The 16,528-nt window shown below is 58.4% G+C and carries 17 protein-coding genes; 13 read left to right on the forward strand and 4 right to left on the reverse strand.

Features of this window, described 5'->3' with window-relative positions:
- Positions 1–44: 44 nt before the first annotated feature.
- A complete protein-coding gene (gene rpmA, locus ACTO3O_RS03400) occupies positions 45–305 on the forward strand; it encodes a 50S ribosomal protein L27 (protein ID WP_027291149.1) in 261 nt (86 codons plus the stop codon).
- A gap of 113 nt (positions 306–418) precedes the next feature.
- Here rpmA and ACTO3O_RS03405 read toward each other — a convergent pair whose 3' ends face one another.
- Positions 419–1,210, reverse strand: coding sequence for a hypothetical protein (locus tag ACTO3O_RS03405; RefSeq protein ID WP_297832251.1), 792 nt, complete (start codon positions 1,208–1,210; stop codon positions 419–421).
- Positions 1,211–1,692: 482 nt separating this feature from the next.
- On the opposite strand from ACTO3O_RS03405, the gene serS reads away from it, so the two are divergent.
- Both serS and rsmI read left to right on the forward strand, forming a co-directional pair.
- Positions 1,693–2,973, forward strand: coding sequence for a serine--tRNA ligase (gene serS, locus ACTO3O_RS03410; RefSeq protein ID WP_297832254.1), 1,281 nt, complete (start codon positions 1,693–1,695; stop codon positions 2,971–2,973).
- A 38-nt stretch (positions 2,974–3,011) separates the two neighbouring features.
- Positions 3,012–3,686, forward strand: a complete 675-nt coding sequence (rsmI, locus tag ACTO3O_RS03415; protein ID WP_297832257.1) for a 16S rRNA (cytidine(1402)-2'-O)-methyltransferase — start codon at positions 3,012–3,014, stop codon at positions 3,684–3,686.
- A 969-nt stretch (positions 3,687–4,655) separates the two neighbouring features.
- Here rsmI and ACTO3O_RS03420 read toward each other — a convergent pair.
- Complete coding sequence (locus tag ACTO3O_RS03420) at positions 4,656–4,808, reverse strand: hypothetical protein (RefSeq protein WP_297832787.1); 153 nt, start codon at positions 4,806–4,808, stop codon at positions 4,656–4,658.
- A 102-nt stretch (positions 4,809–4,910) separates the two neighbouring features.
- Between ACTO3O_RS03420 and xseA the strand changes: the two genes are divergently transcribed.
- From xseA to ACTO3O_RS03465, 9 genes are all read left to right on the forward strand, one after another.
- A complete protein-coding gene (gene xseA, locus ACTO3O_RS03425; RefSeq protein WP_297832790.1) occupies positions 4,911–6,287 on the forward strand; it encodes an exodeoxyribonuclease VII large subunit in 1,377 nt (458 codons plus the stop codon).
- The gene (xseB, locus tag ACTO3O_RS03430; RefSeq protein WP_294592777.1) at positions 6,280–6,489 is read left to right on the forward strand and encodes an exodeoxyribonuclease VII small subunit; all 210 of its coding nucleotides are present in this window, start codon (positions 6,280–6,282) and stop codon (positions 6,487–6,489) included. The genes xseA and xseB overlap by 8 nt, the downstream gene beginning before the upstream one ends.
- A 76-nt stretch (positions 6,490–6,565) precedes the next feature.
- Positions 6,566–7,324, forward strand: coding sequence for a glycoside hydrolase family 16 protein (locus ACTO3O_RS03435; RefSeq protein ID WP_482596472.1), 759 nt, complete (start codon positions 6,566–6,568; stop codon positions 7,322–7,324).
- Positions 7,325–7,335: 11 nt separating this feature from the next.
- Positions 7,336–7,932 (forward strand): UbiX family flavin prenyltransferase, encoded by a 597-nt coding sequence (locus ACTO3O_RS03440; RefSeq protein ID WP_297832793.1) that lies wholly within the window; start codon positions 7,336–7,338, stop codon positions 7,930–7,932.
- 64 nt (positions 7,933–7,996) lie between these two features.
- Positions 7,997–8,170 carry a 4Fe-4S ferredoxin gene (gene fdxA, locus ACTO3O_RS03445; protein ID WP_294592785.1) on the forward strand — a complete coding sequence of 58 codons (174 nt, stop codon included), beginning with the start codon at positions 7,997–7,999 and terminating at the stop codon, positions 8,168–8,170.
- Positions 8,171–9,488: 1,318 nt separating this feature from the next.
- The gene (gene rsgA / locus ACTO3O_RS03450; protein ID WP_297830057.1) at positions 9,489–10,439 is read left to right on the forward strand and encodes a ribosome small subunit-dependent GTPase A; all 951 of its coding nucleotides are present in this window, start codon (positions 9,489–9,491) and stop codon (positions 10,437–10,439) included.
- Complete coding sequence (locus ACTO3O_RS03455) at positions 10,408–11,262, forward strand: TrmH family RNA methyltransferase (RefSeq protein ID WP_297830059.1); 855 nt, start codon at positions 10,408–10,410, stop codon at positions 11,260–11,262. The genes rsgA and ACTO3O_RS03455 overlap by 32 nt, the downstream gene beginning before the upstream one ends.
- A 13-nt stretch (positions 11,263–11,275) precedes the next feature.
- Positions 11,276–11,779, forward strand: a complete 504-nt coding sequence (locus tag ACTO3O_RS03460) for a hypothetical protein (RefSeq protein ID WP_297627201.1) — start codon at positions 11,276–11,278, stop codon at positions 11,777–11,779.
- 35 nt (positions 11,780–11,814) lie between these two features.
- Positions 11,815–13,023, forward strand: coding sequence for an aspartate aminotransferase family protein (locus tag ACTO3O_RS03465; protein WP_297830061.1), 1,209 nt, complete (start codon positions 11,815–11,817; stop codon positions 13,021–13,023).
- Positions 13,024–13,035: 12 nt separating this feature from the next.
- Here ACTO3O_RS03465 and ACTO3O_RS03470 read toward each other — a convergent pair whose 3' ends face one another.
- Both ACTO3O_RS03470 and ACTO3O_RS03475 read right to left on the reverse strand, forming a co-directional pair.
- Complete coding sequence (locus ACTO3O_RS03470) at positions 13,036–13,233, reverse strand: hypothetical protein (RefSeq protein ID WP_297830064.1); 198 nt, start codon at positions 13,231–13,233, stop codon at positions 13,036–13,038.
- 84 nt (positions 13,234–13,317) lie between these two features.
- Positions 13,318–15,843 (reverse strand): zinc-dependent metalloprotease, encoded by a 2,526-nt coding sequence (locus ACTO3O_RS03475; RefSeq protein ID WP_297830066.1) that lies wholly within the window; start codon positions 15,841–15,843, stop codon positions 13,318–13,320.
- Positions 15,844–16,065: 222 nt separating this feature from the next.
- Between ACTO3O_RS03475 and ACTO3O_RS03480 the strand changes: the two genes are divergently transcribed.
- The gene (locus ACTO3O_RS03480) at positions 16,066–16,506 is read left to right on the forward strand and encodes an Hsp20/alpha crystallin family protein (protein ID WP_297830068.1); all 441 of its coding nucleotides are present in this window, start codon (positions 16,066–16,068) and stop codon (positions 16,504–16,506) included.
- Positions 16,507–16,528: the final 22 nt, after the last annotated feature.

Consider the following 16,528-nt stretch of genomic DNA (forward strand, 5'->3'; position numbering starts at 1 on the left):
GCTCGCTGTTTCAGAGTTCAATAACGTTTAAAAAGTAAATCGAGATGGCACATAAGAAAGGGGTAGGTAGTTCGAAGAACGGCCGCGAATCGGAAAGCAAACGACTGGGTGTCAAATTGTTCGGCGGTCAGGTGGCCAAGGCCGGGAATATCATCGTGCGGCAGCGCGGAACGGTTCATAACCCGGGCGAAAATGTCGGGATGGGGAAAGACCATACGCTGTTTGCGTTGGTGGACGGTACCGTATGCTTTAAGAAGAAGGCAGAGGGGAAATCGTTCGTATCGGTGGTGCCGATCGCGGAGTAGTTCCTTTCTGATAACAGAGGGGGGAATACTCCCTGCAGATACGACTCGCGCCTCTTTTCTTGTGTGATGCAAGAAAAGAGGCGCGAGTTTTTGCGTCGCGTACAGAGAGTGATTTATTTTATCGCCGGATACGTTTCAGGTAGGTCGAATGTCACCAATGTGTAATCCGGTTGTGTCAGTCCGTACAGAGTCTGTTCATCTTCCGAAAGGGTTATCTTGCATAATTCGACATCCGTTTTGAGGCGTGCGATGCGATTCCCGTCGTGATCGTAGATGAAAACGATATCGGCCCCGGCCGGATCCTGATTGTTCGGGCGTTCGAAATATTTGAATAACAAATCGTCATTCCATAAGATATAGATATATTTTTTTCCGATCGCTACATTCCAAGTGTATCCTATCGTCTCCTCGGGTTTGAAAAAGAGCGTCGTACCTCGGACTAAATATGTTTTTTCAGCAAAATTGTCTTCCCATAGTTTGATCGGTTTCCCGTCCCGCATGGCATAACAGCCGATGTAGGGCAATTCATATGGTGCGAAAATAGAAATGCCGTATCCGGCATTCATGCAACCTTGCAACCGGTCTCCGGCATTTGTTATCGATTCCGGGATAGGTGAGTTTCCGAAATATCCGATTTGGTTGAAATCTTTATCCAATAACGAAAAAAAATGGTCTTGTGCATGAAAACATTGTCCCATGTAGTGGTCGTCGCCGATACGGCACAACTTGGTGTTGTCCTGCAACGGCACATCGCCCTGGTCTACCCGCCGTTTGTCGTGTGCCCGCATGGTCAGAGAATCTCCGCGATTCACCAATGTGTAGGAAATTACGCTCCGGCTCGGCAGGTCGTAGGCCATAAATGTGGAGTCGCTACCCGTATAGGCGAACGGGAATGTCCAAATCACCTCGGTCGGCCCTTTCCCTTTCGCCCCGAACTTGCCGATTTCTTGGAAAGTTTTCAGTGAAATCAGTCGCCCGAAGTTGTCTCCGATGCGCGGAGAAAGCACGACAAGTACTGAATCCAGTCAAAAGAAACCCTCGGGGTATGAGGCAAAAATATCCGAATTCCGAACGGTATGTTTTAGCGGGATTTCCGTTCCGAAGTCGGCTTGTCCGGTCGGTTGGGTTTGGTTCCCGCAACTCGCCATTCCCCAAAGGCACCAGCCTGTCGCGAGGAGATAAATGAGGTTTCGCATGATATGTTTCCTGTGGATGCTCTGTAAAGTTAACATAAATTTATCCGATTTTTATCTTCATGATTCAGCACGGGGAAGGCAAGGTGTTAGGAAAGAGACGGCGTTTCTGGGAAAAATCGTAACTTTGACCATCTATACGCACCGCCGCGGTGTGGGACAGACTCATGGAAAATAAAAATACGAAATAAGAGATGCTTACATTGAAACAGATCCGGGAAGAACGCGAACAGACCGTTGCCCGGCTGGCTAAAAAAGGAGTGGACGCCGTTCCGGTGATCGACAAAATCGTAGCGCTGGATGACCGGCGCAAAGTGATCCAGCAGGAGCTGGACGGCAATCTGGCCGAACAGAACCGGATCGCCAAAGAGATCGGCGGGCTGTTCAAAACGGGAAAGACTGCCGAGGCCAATGCGTTGAAAGACAAGGTTGTCGGGATGAAAGAGCAGTCGACCGCGCTGGCGGCGGAACAGGCGACGGTGGTGGCAGAGATGGAGGCCCTGATTGTAACCCTGCCGAACCGGGCGGCCGAGATTGTGCCCGAGGGGAGTTGCGCGGCGGACAACCTCGTCGTGAAGATGGGCGGCCCGGAGCCGAAACAGCTCAAGGGAGAGGGAATTTTGCCCCACTGGGAGCTGGCCAAGAAGTATGACATCATCGACTTCGAACTGGGGAACAAGCTTACGGGCGCGGGATTCCCGGTCTACAAGGGGAAGGGTGCCCGGTTGCAGCGGGCGTTGATCAACTTCTTCCTCGATATCAATACCGCCGCCGGATTCCTCGAAGTCGAACCGCCGATTATGGTGAACGAGGCGTCGGGATTCGGAACCGGCCAGCTGCCGGACAAGGAGGGGCAGATGTATCATGCCACGGTGGATAACTTCTACCTGATTCCGACGGCAGAGGTGCCGGTGACCAATATTTTCCGCGACGAAATCGTAGACGAGAAAGAGTTGCCGATCAAGATGACGGCTTATACGCCTTGTTTTCGGCGCGAAGCGGGGTCGTACGGGAAAGATGTGCGGGGGCTGAACCGGCTGCACCAGTTCGACAAGGTCGAAATCGTACAGGTGGCGCATCCGACGGACTCTTATGAACGGTTGGACGAAATGGTGGCCCATGTCGAGGGGATTGTGCAGAAACTGGGGCTGCCGTACCGGATTCTGCGGCTGTGCGGCGGGGATATGAGCTTTACGAGCGCCCTGACCTATGACTTCGAGGTCTACAGCGAGGCGCAGGACAAGTGGTTGGAGGTCTCTTCGGTGTCGAACTTCGAGTCGTTCCAGGCCAATCGGCTGAAGCTCCGTTTCCGCAACGCGGATACCAAAAAGACCGAGCTGGCGCATACCCTGAACGGCAGTTCGCTGGCTTTGCCGCGTATCGTGGCGGCTCTGCTCGAAAACAACCAGACGCCGGACGGGATCGTGATTCCGGAGGCGCTCCGGCCGTATACCGGGTTCGATATCATTAAATAGTTGCGGCCTTCGGGCGGTGGAATCTGTCGAATATCGAGATGGCGAAACTCTATGTTATTCCCACGCCGGTGGGGAACCTTGAGGATATCACCTTGCGTGCGATCCGTCTGCTGGGCGAGTGCGACAGCATCGTGGCCGAAGATACGCGGACGAGCGGCAATCTGTTGCGACACTTGGGGATCTCCAAGCCGATGACGTCGTATCACAAGTTCAACGAGCACGGCGTGGTTGAACAGATCGTCCGGCGGATGCTGGAGGGACAGACGGTGGCGTTGATTTCGGATGCGGGCACTCCGGCGATTTCCGATCCGGGCTATCTGTTGGTGAACCGTGCGATCGAGGCGGGGATCGCGGTCGAGACGTTGCCGGGGCCGACGGCGTTCGTACCGGCGCTGGTGAACAGCGGATTGCCGTGCGACCGGTTTGTATTCGAGGGTTTTCTGCCGCAGAAAAAGGGGCGGCAGAGCCGGTTGCAGCAGCTGGTTACGGAGCCGCGGACGATGATTTTTTACGAGTCGCCTCATCGGGCGGGGAAGACGCTGGCGCAGTTGGCCGAGTTTTTCGGCGAGACGCGTCGGGGGGCGGTGTGCCGGGAGATTTCGAAGAAGTTCGAGGAGACGGTGCGGGGGACATTGGCGGAGCTGGCAGCTCGCTATGCGGAACAGGAGCCGAAAGGCGAGATCGTTTTGGTGGTCGAAGGGGCGCGTGGTTGAGGTTGCGGTTGTCGTAAGTTGCATGCGGACAAGGGATTGGGTGAGGAACTGGGTGATTGGCAGTTTTAGGATGCGTTAGCATCCGTCTAAAGTTTTGTGGTTCTTTTTGTGAACAAAAAGAACAGTTCCAGGCGGGACAAAGCTCCGACCACGCGCCCCGCCTAAAGAAGCGATTCAACTATTTCGGCGGTAGCCGAATATGGATGAATCGCGCAAGCGCGCGAAAAAAGAGTGGTGCGCAAAAACTCCGTCGCCCGCCCGCCTTAAAGGGCATATTCTGCCGGTTGGCACTTGGCCAATCCGGCAAGAATTGCCGCGGGCGACGGAAAATGCGGCGGAGCGACAGCGGAGCCGCAGTGAGGCTGACACGGGGCGGAGAATTGGGATGAGCTTTGGGTTGTGCTTGTTCTTCGGGCGCGAAAATCGACTGCGGTTTTCGCGCCGTACTGGGCCGAGCATGGGGCTTGGATTGGGCTGAACTTGTTGGCTGTGCTTTTGGCCGGGTTTTGGGCTGTGCTTCTGCGACCCTTTAGGGTCGCGCGGGCCGAAGCCTCCGACCGCGGAGGCCCGCAACTCGCCATGCTCGTTTTAGGCCCCGCAGGCTTCGACCCGCTAAGGCAATTGCATTTTCGCAAACTCGATTGCACCTCCTGGCGGCGAACAGTTAAAACTGAGAGCGAGTAGCGCGATTCCGAGAGGAATCTCCGTCCTCGGCGAGAGCGACGCTTTAGCGGCGCGGGGGAGGCGCGTCGAGGACGAATCCGACAGAAAAATGCTGTGCTTCTGCGGTTCGTAGAACCGCCGGGCCTGCGCGCTGGGCCTTTGGCCCACCCCCGGAGCGCGCAGCCCGAACCCAATAAAATGGAGAGCGGTGCGGGCGTCCGACCGCAAAGTCAACTTAAAATAGGGGGTAAAGGCCGTCTAATTTTAGGGTAGTTCCAGCCCATTGCCCACCGCGGGCACGCAGGTTTATTCCGAGAGGCACCGCAACTGAAAACCGTCGGCACGGTAGCCCGGGTTGCCGGAGCCGAAGTTCTGCGTGCTGACGAGCAAGAACACGCCTTTACTCCCGCTGAAACCGGACGACCAACCGTATCCGAAATTGCCTACGTAACTCAGCACACCTGAAGTATAGCTGCGGTAGCCCGGGGCGCGATCGAACTCTCCGAAAACCGCAGAAAACCTTAGCCGGAAATCCCGAAAGAGCCCCTATCTTTGTAAATCATGGAATCCTTCATCACCCTCTCCGCCCTCCAGGGACATCTGCGCGACGTGATCGAACAGCACGCTGGAGGAGCGCAGTGGGTGGTAGCCGAGATCAGCGAATGCAAAGTCAATTACGCCGGCCATTGCTACCTCGAACTCGTCGAACGACCCGATAACGGCAAAGCCCCTATCGCCCAGGCCCGGGCTGTGATCTGGGCCAGTACCTACAAACTGATCGGCGGCTATTTCCGGTTCGAAACCGGCTCCGATCTCGCCGCCGGGATGAAAGTCCTCGTCAAGTGCACCGTCTCGTACCACCCCGTTTATGGGCTCAGTCTCGTGGTCAGCGATATCGACCCCGCCTATACCCTCGGTGAAACCGAACGGATCAGGCGGCAAACCATCGCCCAGCTGAAAGAAGAGGGAGTCTTCGAGATGAACAAAGAGTTCGAGTTGGCCGATGTGCTCCAGCGCATCGCCGTCGTCTCGTCGCCCAAGGCGGCCGGGTATCGGGACTTTATGCAGGAGTTGGAAGCATCGCCCTATCGGTTCGAGACGCGACTCTTTCCCGCCGTTATGCAGGGCGACGCCGCCGAAAACTCCATCGTCGATGCCCTCGATGCAGTGGCCGAACTCGGCGACGTGCCGTTCGACGCCGTCGTGATTATCCGGGGCGGCGGTTCGACGAGCGATCTCGGCTGTTTCGACAACTATCGGCTCTGTGCCTATATCGCCCAGTTTCCGCTGCCCGTGATTACCGGCATCGGACACGATAAGGATGTGAGCGTCGCCGATATGGTGGCCCACACGTCGCTCAAGACCCCTACGGCAGTGGCGGCGTTTTTGGTGGGGCGTGCGGCTGAAATGGCCGGACAGTTGAATGGTCTTCGCGACAGGGTGACGCGCCGGGCACAGCAGCTGCTCGTGGCGGAGACCCATCGGATCGAAAACGCCGGTTTGCAACTCGCTTCGCGGAGCTCGGGCGTGCTGCACGGCGGATTGGCGCGGCTCGAAAAGCTGAAAAACGGATTGCGGTTCGGCGTCGGCGAGCGGCTGACACAGGAACGGCACCGGTGTGCGTCGTTCGGTTCGCAAGTGGGGCGGCTGGTGACACAACGGCTCGCCGCAGCGGAGATGCGGAACGAATATGTCGCCCAACGGCTCGGGGCGGTGGTGGAGGGGGTGATTTCGCGTCGCCGTTCGCAATTGGAACTCTTGGAGGTCTCGGTACGGGCGGCGAGTCCGCAGCGGATTCTCGCGCGCGGTTATGCCATCGTGAGAGGAGTGCGGGGAGTCGCGGAGGCCGAGGTCGGACAGACGATCGAAATCGAGCTCCGTGACGGGGTCTTGGGAGCGGACGTTACTTCGAAATCAATACAGCGGAAAAATGGCTAAAACGAATACGGAAGAACAGATCACCTATGCCGAAGCGGTGGCCGAGATCGAAGAGATTCTGGCCCGGATGGAGGACAGCGAATTGGACATCGACCGGTTGGGCGCCTATGTGGAGCGGGCGACGACGCTGATCGCCCTCTGCAAGGAGAAACTGCTCAAGGCGCAGAAACAGGTCGAAAAGGTGATGACGCAGGAAGAGTAACCCAAAACCAAATACAACCGAGATGAAAAGAACCCTTTACGGTGCGGCGCTTCTGCTGGGAGCCGCCGTATGGTTGATGCCTTCGGGCGCTGCTGCACAGCAGAAAAAGGCGAAGGCGCCGAAATGGAAATTGATCTGGAAAGATGATTTCAATAAAAATGGAGAGCTGGATACGACCAAGTGGTCGAAGATTCCGAGAGGAACTTCGGACTGGGATAATTATATGTCGTCTCGCGACGACCTCTACGAAGTGAAAGACGGGAATTTGATTTTGCGGGGGATCGTCAACGACGATCCGGCGTCCGATACGGCGCGTTATCTGACCGGCGGGGTGTGGACGATCGGCAAATTCGCGGTGAAATACGGCAAAGTCGAAATCCGGGCCCGGCTGGGTGAAGCACAGGGGAGCTGGCCGGCGTTCTGGATGCTGGCCCAGGACGAGAAATACGGCCGCTATCCGCGGAACGGCGAGGTGGACATCATGGAACACCTCAATTACGACAGCGTGGTGTATCAGACCATACATTCCTATTATACGCTGCACCTGAAGCAGGAGACGCCCCGGCGGTTTACCACGGCGCCGATCGACCGCGAGGGGTACAATACCTACGGGGTAGAGTTCCATCCGGACAGCGTGGTCTTTACGCTCAACGGCCGTCCGACGCTCGTCTATCCGAAGATCGAGACGGAGCTGGAGGGACAGTTCCCGTTCGATCAGGCTTACTACCTCCTGATGGATATGCAGCTCGGCGGGGGCTGGGTCGGCGGAGTTGATCCGGCTACCTTGCCGGTGCAGATGGAGATCGACTGGGTGAAGGTCTGGAAACGGAAATAACGCGTGGGGCGATGAAAGTGGCAGTAGGCATTACGGGAGCCAGCGGGGCGATCTATGCGGAGCGGCTGTTGAGGCGTCTGTTGGACGAGCGAGCGGCGGGACGGGTGGAGCAGGTGGCAGTCGTCTTTACGTCGAATGGTCGGGCGGTGGCGGAGTTCGAACGGCCGGAATTTTTGTCGTGGCTTGCTCAGCGGGTTGCTGCGGGCGAGGCGGTGGAGTTTCGGAACGACGATTTTTTCACTCCGGTGGCTTCGGGGTCGGCGGGATACGATGCTTTGGTGGTCGTGCCGTGCAGTATGGGAGCCGTCGGGCGGATCGCGGGCGGTGTGGCGGACGATCTGATCGCCCGGACGGCGGATGTGATGCTCAAGGAACGGTCTCCGATGCGGCGACGAACGCTGATTCTGTGTCCGCGCGAGACGCCGCTTTCGTTGATCCATCTGCGGAATCTCACCGTCGTTTGCGAGGCGGGGGGAATTGTATTGCCTGCCATGCCGTCGTTTTATACGCAGCCGCAGACGCTCGACGAGGCGGTCGATACGGTCGTTCTGCGCATTCTGTCGCTGTTGGGACTGGCTCCGGAGGGCTATCGGGGCTGGCAGGAATAAATTTGACTATTCGGGGGAATAGTCTTACATTTGTCTGACCAAAACCAAACAATTTCATACACTCATGGCTTACAAAATCGATCCCGACAAATGCGTCGCTTGCGGTACGTGTATCGACGAATGCCCGGTAGGGGCTATTTCGGCCGGCGATGTTTACGTTATCGACCCTTCGACGTGCATCGACTGCGGCACGTGCGCAGACGTTTGTCCGGCAGAAGCGATCGCTCCGGAAGCGTAGGGCGACCGTGTTCGGTCGAAGACCGGAACAGATTTCGGGGATGTGCAAATGGCTTTGCGCATCCCCGTTTTTTGTGTGGGGACGAGTTGGATGTTTTATTAGGGCTCTTTCCGCTTTACTAAGTGGGGCTGTCGGCAGCTTTAGGATGCGTCAGCATCCGTCTAAAGTTTTTTTGGTTCTTTTTGTTCACAAAAAGAACAGTTTGAGGCGGGACAAAGCTCGACCCGCGCGCGACTGCTGGAGTAGGAAATCATTCAAACGCATGATTTGCGTTTGAATAAGATTTCCGCCAGCGCGCGGACAAAGAATTGGGGTAGAGGCTGCCATTAAATCACCCGAAGGGTGCGACCGCCCGGCGGACGCGTTCGCGCCACGGCGGGCGGCCTTTATTATTTCAAAGTAATCGCGCCCCGCCTAAAGAAGCGATTCAACTATTTCGGCGTGAGCCGAATATGGATGAATCGCGCAGGCGCGCGAAAGAGTGGCGGAGCGAAAGCGGAGCCGCAGTGAGGCTGACACGGGGCGGAAAACTGGGCCGAGTTTTGGGCTGTGCTTGTTCTTCAGGCGAGAAAACCGCTTTCGGTTTTCCCGCCGCACTGGGCCGAGCTTGGGGCGGTGGATTGGGCTGAACTTTTGGCTGGACTTTGGGCTGAGCTTCTGCGACTCGCAGAGTCGCGCGGGCCGAAGCCTCCGACCGCGGAGGCCCGCAACTCGCGATGCTCGTTTTTGCCGCCGCAGGCTTCGACCCGCTAAGGCAATGGCATTTTCGCAAGCTCGGTTGCGCCCCCGCTGGCGGCGAACTGCTGTAGGTCAAGAGCGAATAGCGCGATTCCGTGAGGAATCGCCGTCCTCAGCGAGGGCGACGTATTAGCGGCGCGTGGGCGCGCGCCGAGGACGAACCCGACAGAATAGGGTATTGAAAACGGGTCGGAGCCAGCGTGGCCGGAAACGAGCATCGCGAAGTTGCAGGCCTACGCCTGGGGTGGCTTCGGCCCGCGCGGTTCTGCGAACTGCAATAAATGCAAATAGGGGCACCCTAATTTAGGGTAGTTCCAGCCCATTGCCCACCGCGGGCCCGCGGCCCGTTTATTCCGAGAGGCAGCGCAATTGAAAACCGAAAGCACGACCGTCCGTGCTGCAGGGGAGGAGCCACGTCACACCGAAATTCAATCCCGTACCGTTGGCCGAAACCGACCAGCTGTAGCCCCGATTGCCGACAAGACTTGCTGTGCCCGAATCATAGTTGCGGAAGCCCGGAGTGGGGCATCGCCATGTGCACCCCTTTCTTTTTCAGCCCGGAAATGCTAACTTTGTTCCTATGACCGATTTGACCCAAGGAATCGTTACCAAAAGCACCGGAAGCTGGTATCAGGTGCTCGATCCCGAAAGCGGACGACAAATCAGATGCCGGATACGAGGCGTTTTCCGTCTGCGCGGCAGCCGGACCACCAATCCCGTCGTCGTCGGCGACCGCGTGCGTGTCGAGACCGGGGCCGCCGAAGGAGAAAACGTGATTAACGAAATTCTGCCCCGGCGGAACTACATCATCCGCCGCGCCTCGAATCTTTCGAAAGAGTCCCATATCATTGCCGCCAATATCGACGTCGCCTATCTGGTCGTCACGCTCGACCGGCCGGTGACCAGTACCGAATTCATCGACCGTTTTCTCGTGACCGCCGAGGCTTATCGCGTTCCGACCGTACTTTTACTCAATAAGATCGACCTGTTCGCCGCCCCCGAATATCGCGAAGCGATCGACTCGTTCGTTGAAATCTATCGGGGAGCGGGGTACGAGGTGCTCGAAATTTCGGCTGCCGCAGGGATCGGTGTGGATGCCCTGCGCGAGCGGATGCGAGGGAAAACATCGCTCTTTACGGGCCATTCCGGAGTCGGAAAGTCGACCCTCATCAATGCCATTCAGCCGGGGCTCGGGCTGAAAACCGGCGCCATTTCGGACTATCACCACAAGGGAAAGCATACGACCACCTTCTCGGAGATTTTTCCGCTCGACGGCGGAGGACTCTTGATCGACACCCCGGGAATCAAGGGGTTCGGATTGATCGATATTGCGCCGGATGAGCTGGCACGCTACTTTCCCGACCTGTTCCGCCGGGCGCCGGAGTGTCAGTATTACAACTGCACCCACACCCACGAACCCAATTGTGCCGTGATGGCGGCCGTGGCGCGCGGCGAGATTGCCGAGAGCCGTTATGTGAGTTACCTGAAAATGCTGGAGGATGACGACAAAGAGGGAAAATACCGTAAATAACAACTACTTCGAAGAGAACGGGCTGCCGACCAAACAGCAGCTGCGCGACCTGAACGCTTCGCTGCGGGAGGGCGACCTGCGGCCGGTGCGGAGAGAGGTCCCCGGCGAGCGCACCGACCCGCCCGAACTTTTGCGGCGGAAGATCGAATACCTGCGCGGCTTTGTGCTGCCGGAACGCTACGAGAGCCTCACGCGGCGGCTGGATTTCCGGACGCGATACCTGGTGATGTGTCTCGAAGATATTTACTACCCGCACAACGCCAGTGCCGTGATCCGCAGCTCCGAGGCGTTCGGGTTGCAGGAGATGCATGCCGTGGAGCGGACGGTTCGGTTCGCGCCCAACAAACACATCGTGCGGGGGACGGATCAATGGCTGGATATTCGCAAATGGGACGACTCGGAGATGCTGGTGGCCCATTTGCGGAGCCGTGGGTATCGGATTGCGGTGACGGCTCCGCCGAGGCCCGACGCTGAGGCCGATGGGAGGCGCGTGAACTTTACCCCCTCGGATTTCGATGTGGCGGCCGGGCCCTTCGCGGTCTTTATGGGGACGGAAAAGTCGGGGATATCGGACGGGTTGATGGCGGCGGCCGATGCCGTGATCTCGATCCCGATGGTGGGATTCGCCGAGAGTCTCAACATCTCGGTGTCGGCAGCCATCGTGGCGCAGCGGCTCGCCGAACGGGTGCGCGACTCGGAATCCGGAATTGCCTGGCAACTGGCTCCGGGGGATCGGGACAGGCTGCTCTATCGCTGGTTGTGCCACTCGGTGCGCGACTACCGGCGGATTCTGGAACGGGGCGGGTTTATCTGCGAAGGTTAAATAAAGAAAACGAATGAAAAAAGATCAGATCAAACCGTTGTACCGCAAGGTAAACCGGAAGTCGTCTTATCAATGCCATGTTATCGAATCAAAAGGGGGACGGTTTGCTTGGCAACGTCATTCCAAAGCGATGCGGCAGTTTGACGGACGATACTTACCGATGAGGAGTGCGACCAGCTCGGTGACAAATGGGTATGATTATACCCCTCTGTTTCGTTATCTGCTTTCGCGGGTGGGGGATCGGTGGGATGAGATTTATTCGGCTGTAAAGCCTCGGTTGAATACTACGGAGCCGATTTGGTGGGTGGTCTCCCAGGACGGATATCCGCAAGACGGGTGTGGATGGGTGCATATCGGCGAGGGAGCTTGTTGGTCGAAACTGTGGATCGACGCGGAAGGGCGATTGAGGAAAGTCGATCCGATGTTGTCCAATATCTCACCGGACTGTTCATGTCATACCCATTCGTTCAACGGCTCGCGGATCGGGTCTCTTTCGACGCAAAGGAAAGGATTGTGAAACGAGGTGAAGATTTGTTCATCGGGATCGAAAGTATGAAAATATTGCGTAAACAATTTCTGCGCCATGTGGGGCAGACATCGGACGCGCCGCTGATGATCGAGGTGGCGCGGGCCGAAGGGATCTATTTTTACACGCCGGCCACCCCGGAATATCCGGAGGGGAAGCGGTATGTCGATCTGATTTCGGGCGTTTCGGTCAGCAACGTCGGACACGGAAATCCGGCGGTGGTCGAGGCGGTGTGCGCGCAGGCCAGAGACTATATGCACATCATGGTCTACGGCGAAGCGATCGAGCGGCCGCAGGTGAAATATGCGACGGCGATCGCCGGACTGCTGCCGGAGCCGTTGGAGAGCGTCTATTTCGTCAATTCGGGTGCCGAAGCGGTCGAGGGGGCTTTGAAGCTGGCCAAACGCCATACGCATCGGACGGAGATCGTCTCGTTTTACAATGCCTACCACGGTTCGACCCACGGAGCGATGAGCGTGATGGGAGGCGAGGAGTTCGTGGGGGCCTACCGGCCGTTGTTGCCCGATACCCGGAAGTTGAGGTACAACTGTTTCGAAGACCTGGCGCAGATTACCGAACGGACGGCGTGTGTGCTGGTCGAGCCGGTGCAGGGCGAGAGCGGCGTGCGGCCGCCGGTTCCGGGATTTCTGGAGGCCTTGCGCGAACGGTGTTCGGCGGTGGGGGCGTTGCTGATTTTCGACGAGATACAGACCGGCTTCGGAAGGACGGGCGCGATGTTCGCCTTGCTGAAATACGGGGTGACGCCGGATATCGTCTGTCTGGCCAAGGCGCTGGGCGGGGGGATGCCGCTCGGGGCGTTCGTCTCGTCGGGCGAGATCATGGCGGGTCTTCGGAGCGATCCGCCGCTGGGGCATATCACGACCTTCGGAGGGCATCCGGTCTGTTGTGCGGCGGGTTTGGCGGCGTTGACCTATATGCAGGAGCATCGTCTGGCGGAACAGGCCGAGGCGAAAGGGCGGCTGTTCGAGGAGTCGTTGGCGGATCATCCCGCGGTGGTCGAGATTCGGCGGAGCGGCTTGCTGCTGGCGGTGGAGCTGGGGAGCTCGGAACGGTTGTATCGGGCGATGGAGCTGCTCAAGGAGGCGGGTTACCTGTCGGACTGGTTCCTGTTTTGCGATACGGCTTTCCGCATCTCGCCGCCGCTGACGATGACGGAGGTGCAGGTGAGGGAGTGCTGTGCGGAGATTCGGGCCGGGGTGTTGGACAAACTTTGATGCTTTCTCCGTTTATTCCGAGAGGCAACGCAACTGATAACCGTAGCTGCGGCCGTATGCGCCGTAGGGATGGAGCCACGTTACGTGCAAACTCAGGCTCATGCCGTAGGTGTTGCTGGCCGTCGAAGACCAACTGTAACCGCGGTCGCCGACGCCGTTCGGCGCGCCCGTGTCCCGATTGCGATAGCCCGGGGCGGGGTTTGGAGTCAAATAAGGGGCTCGGGTAAATAAAAAGCGAGGCTGGCGAAAATAGTTCGCCAGCCTCGCTTCTGTCATACAACGTTGGGTGTAAGACTACTTCGGGTCGAGCGCATCGCCGATCTTCTTGGCCAGGTACTGGTAGTGTGCCTTCACAGCCGTATCGGACGACGTGGCCCGCTGCAACCGGTTTTGCAACGTCCGCAGCTCGTAAGCCACCCGCGAATCGATGGCGCCCGTATTGAGCATCCGCGTCCCCGGCTTCGGCAGCAGCGAGAGCATCCGGTTGACGTAGAGCGTCTGCAATCCGCGGCGATAGAGATCCGGAGCCGCACCGGTCGAAAGCTCGCGCCAGATCGAGCGGTTCAGGTCGCCGAACAGATCGGTGATCGTATAAGCCTCCCTGCCCTGTGCCGCTTCGGCTTTGAGCAGGTTGCCCAGCACCCGATTGCTGATCAGATTGCTGATGCCGTAAGTTTGGAGCTGACTGATGACCTCCGGAGCGTTCAGGCCGGTTTTGCTGAAAATATCCTCGTCGATCAGCCACGTCGGAGTCGTGAAGAGGTTGCGGTCGAGGAAGGCCATCGCCTCCTTCTGTTTCGCCTTTTCCACGTAAGCATACACCGGACCCGCCTGTTCCACCGTCTTCGGCGTCTCGTAAATGCCGCCTACCCATTTGGCCACGTGGCCGTTATAGCGCATGAACTGGCCCATTACCTCGCGGTACAGCTCTTTCAGGTCGCCATACCCCTCGTTCGGCGTGCGCGTCCACTCCGGAATCCCCGCCAGAACGAATTTCAGGTTCTTGATCCCCAGCTCGTTCGCCCGCATCTGGTTGTCGCCCAAGTCTTCGTTCTGTTCGCGCGGATCGTTCGGGTTGGTCTCCGTGCCGAACCACAGCCGCGGATTCGCTGCCAGCCGGGCGATGATCCATCGGTTGAGCGTATCGGCCTCGGCCTCCGGCGTGGTCAGCTCCGGGAACCGACGGTAACCCCACTCGATCGCCCAGTTGTCGTAATCGCCGATGCGCGGGTAGAGCAGTTCGCGACGAATGCCGTCCTCCGGCTGCGCCACGTAGTTGAACCGCGCGTAGTCCATGATTGAAGCCGTATGGCCGTATTTTTCGAGGTACGAAGCGCTCCGCAGACTGTCGACCGGCGTCAGGGCCGACGAACCGAAGTTGTGCCGCAGACCCAGTGTATGGCCCACTTCGTGCGACGAGACGAAGCGGATCAGGTCGCCCATCAGCGCGTCGTCGAAGACCATCTTCCGGGCACCCGTATCGCTCGGCGCCGCCTGGATCAGGTACCAGTTTCGCAGGAGGTTCATCACGTTGTGGTACCAGTGGATATGGCTTTCGAGAATTTCGCCCGTGCGCGGGTCGCTCACGTGCGGCCCCATGGCGTTGGCCACGTTCGACGGCATGTAGACGATGGCCGAGTAGCGCGCATCTTCCAGACTCCACGTCGAATCCTCTTCCGGCGTCGGAGCCACCTTGCCGACGATGGCGTTCTTGAAGCCCGCCTTCTCGAAAGCCGCCTGCCAGTCATTGACCCCGGCGATCAGGTAGGGCACCCACTTTTTCGGCGTGGCCGGGTCGATGTAGTAGACGATCGGTTTGGCCGGTTCCACCAACTCGCCCCGTTTGTAGGCCTCCACGTCCTCCGGCTTCGGTTCCAGCCGCCAGCGGGTAATCATCCGGATGTTCTTGACGCCCTGCGGATTCTTGTCGTAGTCGATGTAGTTGTCGGTGAAGAAACCGACCCGCGGATCGAAATACCGGGCCTGCATCGGCACCTCGGGCAACAGGATCAGCGAGCTGTTGATCTCGTACGTCGCCGGCATCGGGCTCGGCTTGAAGCCCGGAATGTTGACGCGCGGCGTGATGAGGTAGCTCCGCGTGCTCTTCATCTCGATGTTTTCCGGGAAAGCCTTGACCCCCACGATATAGGATTTGTCTTTCTGGAACCCGCCGATATTCATGCTCGATTTGAAGTAGTTGTCGAAGCCGGTCAGCTCGACGTCCCCGCCGATGAAGTCGGTCACGTCCACCAGCACGGAGTCTTTCGCCCGGTTCGTGCCTTTGACCTCGAACGAGGCGACGATCGGCTGCAGGTTCGACCGCATCACCGCCCGGTACATGTCGCCCGTGGTGTCGCGCGGCAGCTCGCGGGTCGAGACGCTCTCGATGAAGAGCCGTTTTTTGTCGGGCGACTGCCGGAAACGGATCATGTTTTCGCCGATCGGGTCGCCGGCATAGCCGAAAAAGCCCTGGCGCATATCCGCCGCCGCTTTCGAGATGCGGTTCACGACCAGCATGTCCCGCTCCATCAGCGAAGTCGGGATCAGGAAGTAGTATTTCCCCTCCTGTTCGAAGACCGTGAAGAGGCCGTCCGTCCGCCGGGCGCCCGCCTTGATGGTCGCTTCGATGCTCCCTTTGGCCGGAGCCGCCTTTTTTGCGGTCGTGTCGGCCGCCGCTTTTCCTTTGCGTTTTTTAGCGCTTTTTTGCTTTCCGGCGGTCTGCTCGGTTTTTGCCTTTGCGGCCGGCGCTTCGGCGAACGCCGCTCCCGAGCTGCCGACGACGAGCGTGGCGGCCAATGCCGCGATCCATAATCTGCTCATTACTTGTTATTAAAGTGTGGACTGAAATTCGTTTCGGGCCCTTCGTCTATTTCGGGCACTCAAAGATAAGGATTTATCCGGCACGATGGGACTGGCAGGCTGACAGAAACTTTCTGTCATATTGTCCGGTTTCGACCGGCGGCACACCCTTTGCAGCAGAGGGAGCCGGTCGCCGGTGGCGGCCGAGGCTAATAACTTATTCACTTTTATATTTTAAAAAAGATGATGATACCAGCAAACAGAGAACAACGCGGATGGCCCGCCCTGTGGGGCAACCTTTTCGGCAGCGAGTGGATCGCCAAGACGGACGGCACGACGCCGGCGGTCAATGTGCGGGAGACGGACGACCGGTACCGGGTCGAAGTGGCGGCTCCGGGAGCCACGCGCGAGGATTTCAAAATCCGGATCGAAGAGAACGACCGGCTGATGGTGACGTTGGACAAACAGAGCGAACGTTGCTCCGAAGGAGACAGCGCGGAACAAGGCCGCTACCTGCGGCGGGAGTTTTCCTACTCGCACTTCCGGCAGAACCTGATCTTGCCCGACGACATCGACACGGAGCGGATCGAGGCGAAGGTCGAGAACGGCGTCCTGACGATCGACCTGCCGAAAAAGAGCGCCGAGGAGCTGAACCCGGCGGTGAAAGAGATCGAGGTGCGGTAGCGCCTCGTCGGCCGGAGAATGA

This window comes from Rikenella sp., from assembly GCF_056799795.1.

Coding starts and splice junctions, on each gene's coding strand:
- ACTO3O_RS03465 (WP_297830061.1), top strand. CDS start 11,815: ATGAAAATATTGCGTAAACAATTTCTGCGCCATGTGGGGCAGACATCG.
- ACTO3O_RS03475 (WP_297830066.1), bottom strand. CDS start 15,843: ATGAGCAGATTATGGATCGCGGCATTGGCCGCCACGCTCGTCGTCGGC.
- ACTO3O_RS03440 (WP_297832793.1), top strand. CDS start 7,336: ATGAAAGTGGCAGTAGGCATTACGGGAGCCAGCGGGGCGATCTATGCG.
- fdxA (WP_294592785.1), top strand. CDS start 7,997: ATGGCTTACAAAATCGATCCCGACAAATGCGTCGCTTGCGGTACGTGT.
- rsgA (WP_297830057.1), top strand. CDS start 9,489: ATGACCGATTTGACCCAAGGAATCGTTACCAAAAGCACCGGAAGCTGG.
- ACTO3O_RS03455 (WP_297830059.1), top strand. CDS start 10,408: ATGACGACAAAGAGGGAAAATACCGTAAATAACAACTACTTCGAAGAG.
- xseB (WP_294592777.1), top strand. CDS start 6,280: ATGGCTAAAACGAATACGGAAGAACAGATCACCTATGCCGAAGCGGTG.
- serS (WP_297832254.1), top strand. CDS start 1,693: ATGCTTACATTGAAACAGATCCGGGAAGAACGCGAACAGACCGTTGCC.
- ACTO3O_RS03480 (WP_297830068.1), top strand. CDS start 16,066: ATGATGATACCAGCAAACAGAGAACAACGCGGATGGCCCGCCCTGTGG.
- rsmI (WP_297832257.1), top strand. CDS start 3,012: ATGGCGAAACTCTATGTTATTCCCACGCCGGTGGGGAACCTTGAGGAT.
- rpmA (WP_027291149.1), top strand. CDS start 45: ATGGCACATAAGAAAGGGGTAGGTAGTTCGAAGAACGGCCGCGAATCG.
- ACTO3O_RS03435 (WP_482596472.1), top strand. CDS start 6,566: ATGCCTTCGGGCGCTGCTGCACAGCAGAAAAAGGCGAAGGCGCCGAAA.
- ACTO3O_RS03460 (WP_297627201.1), top strand. CDS start 11,276: ATGAAAAAAGATCAGATCAAACCGTTGTACCGCAAGGTAAACCGGAAG.
- xseA (WP_297832790.1), top strand. CDS start 4,911: ATGGAATCCTTCATCACCCTCTCCGCCCTCCAGGGACATCTGCGCGAC.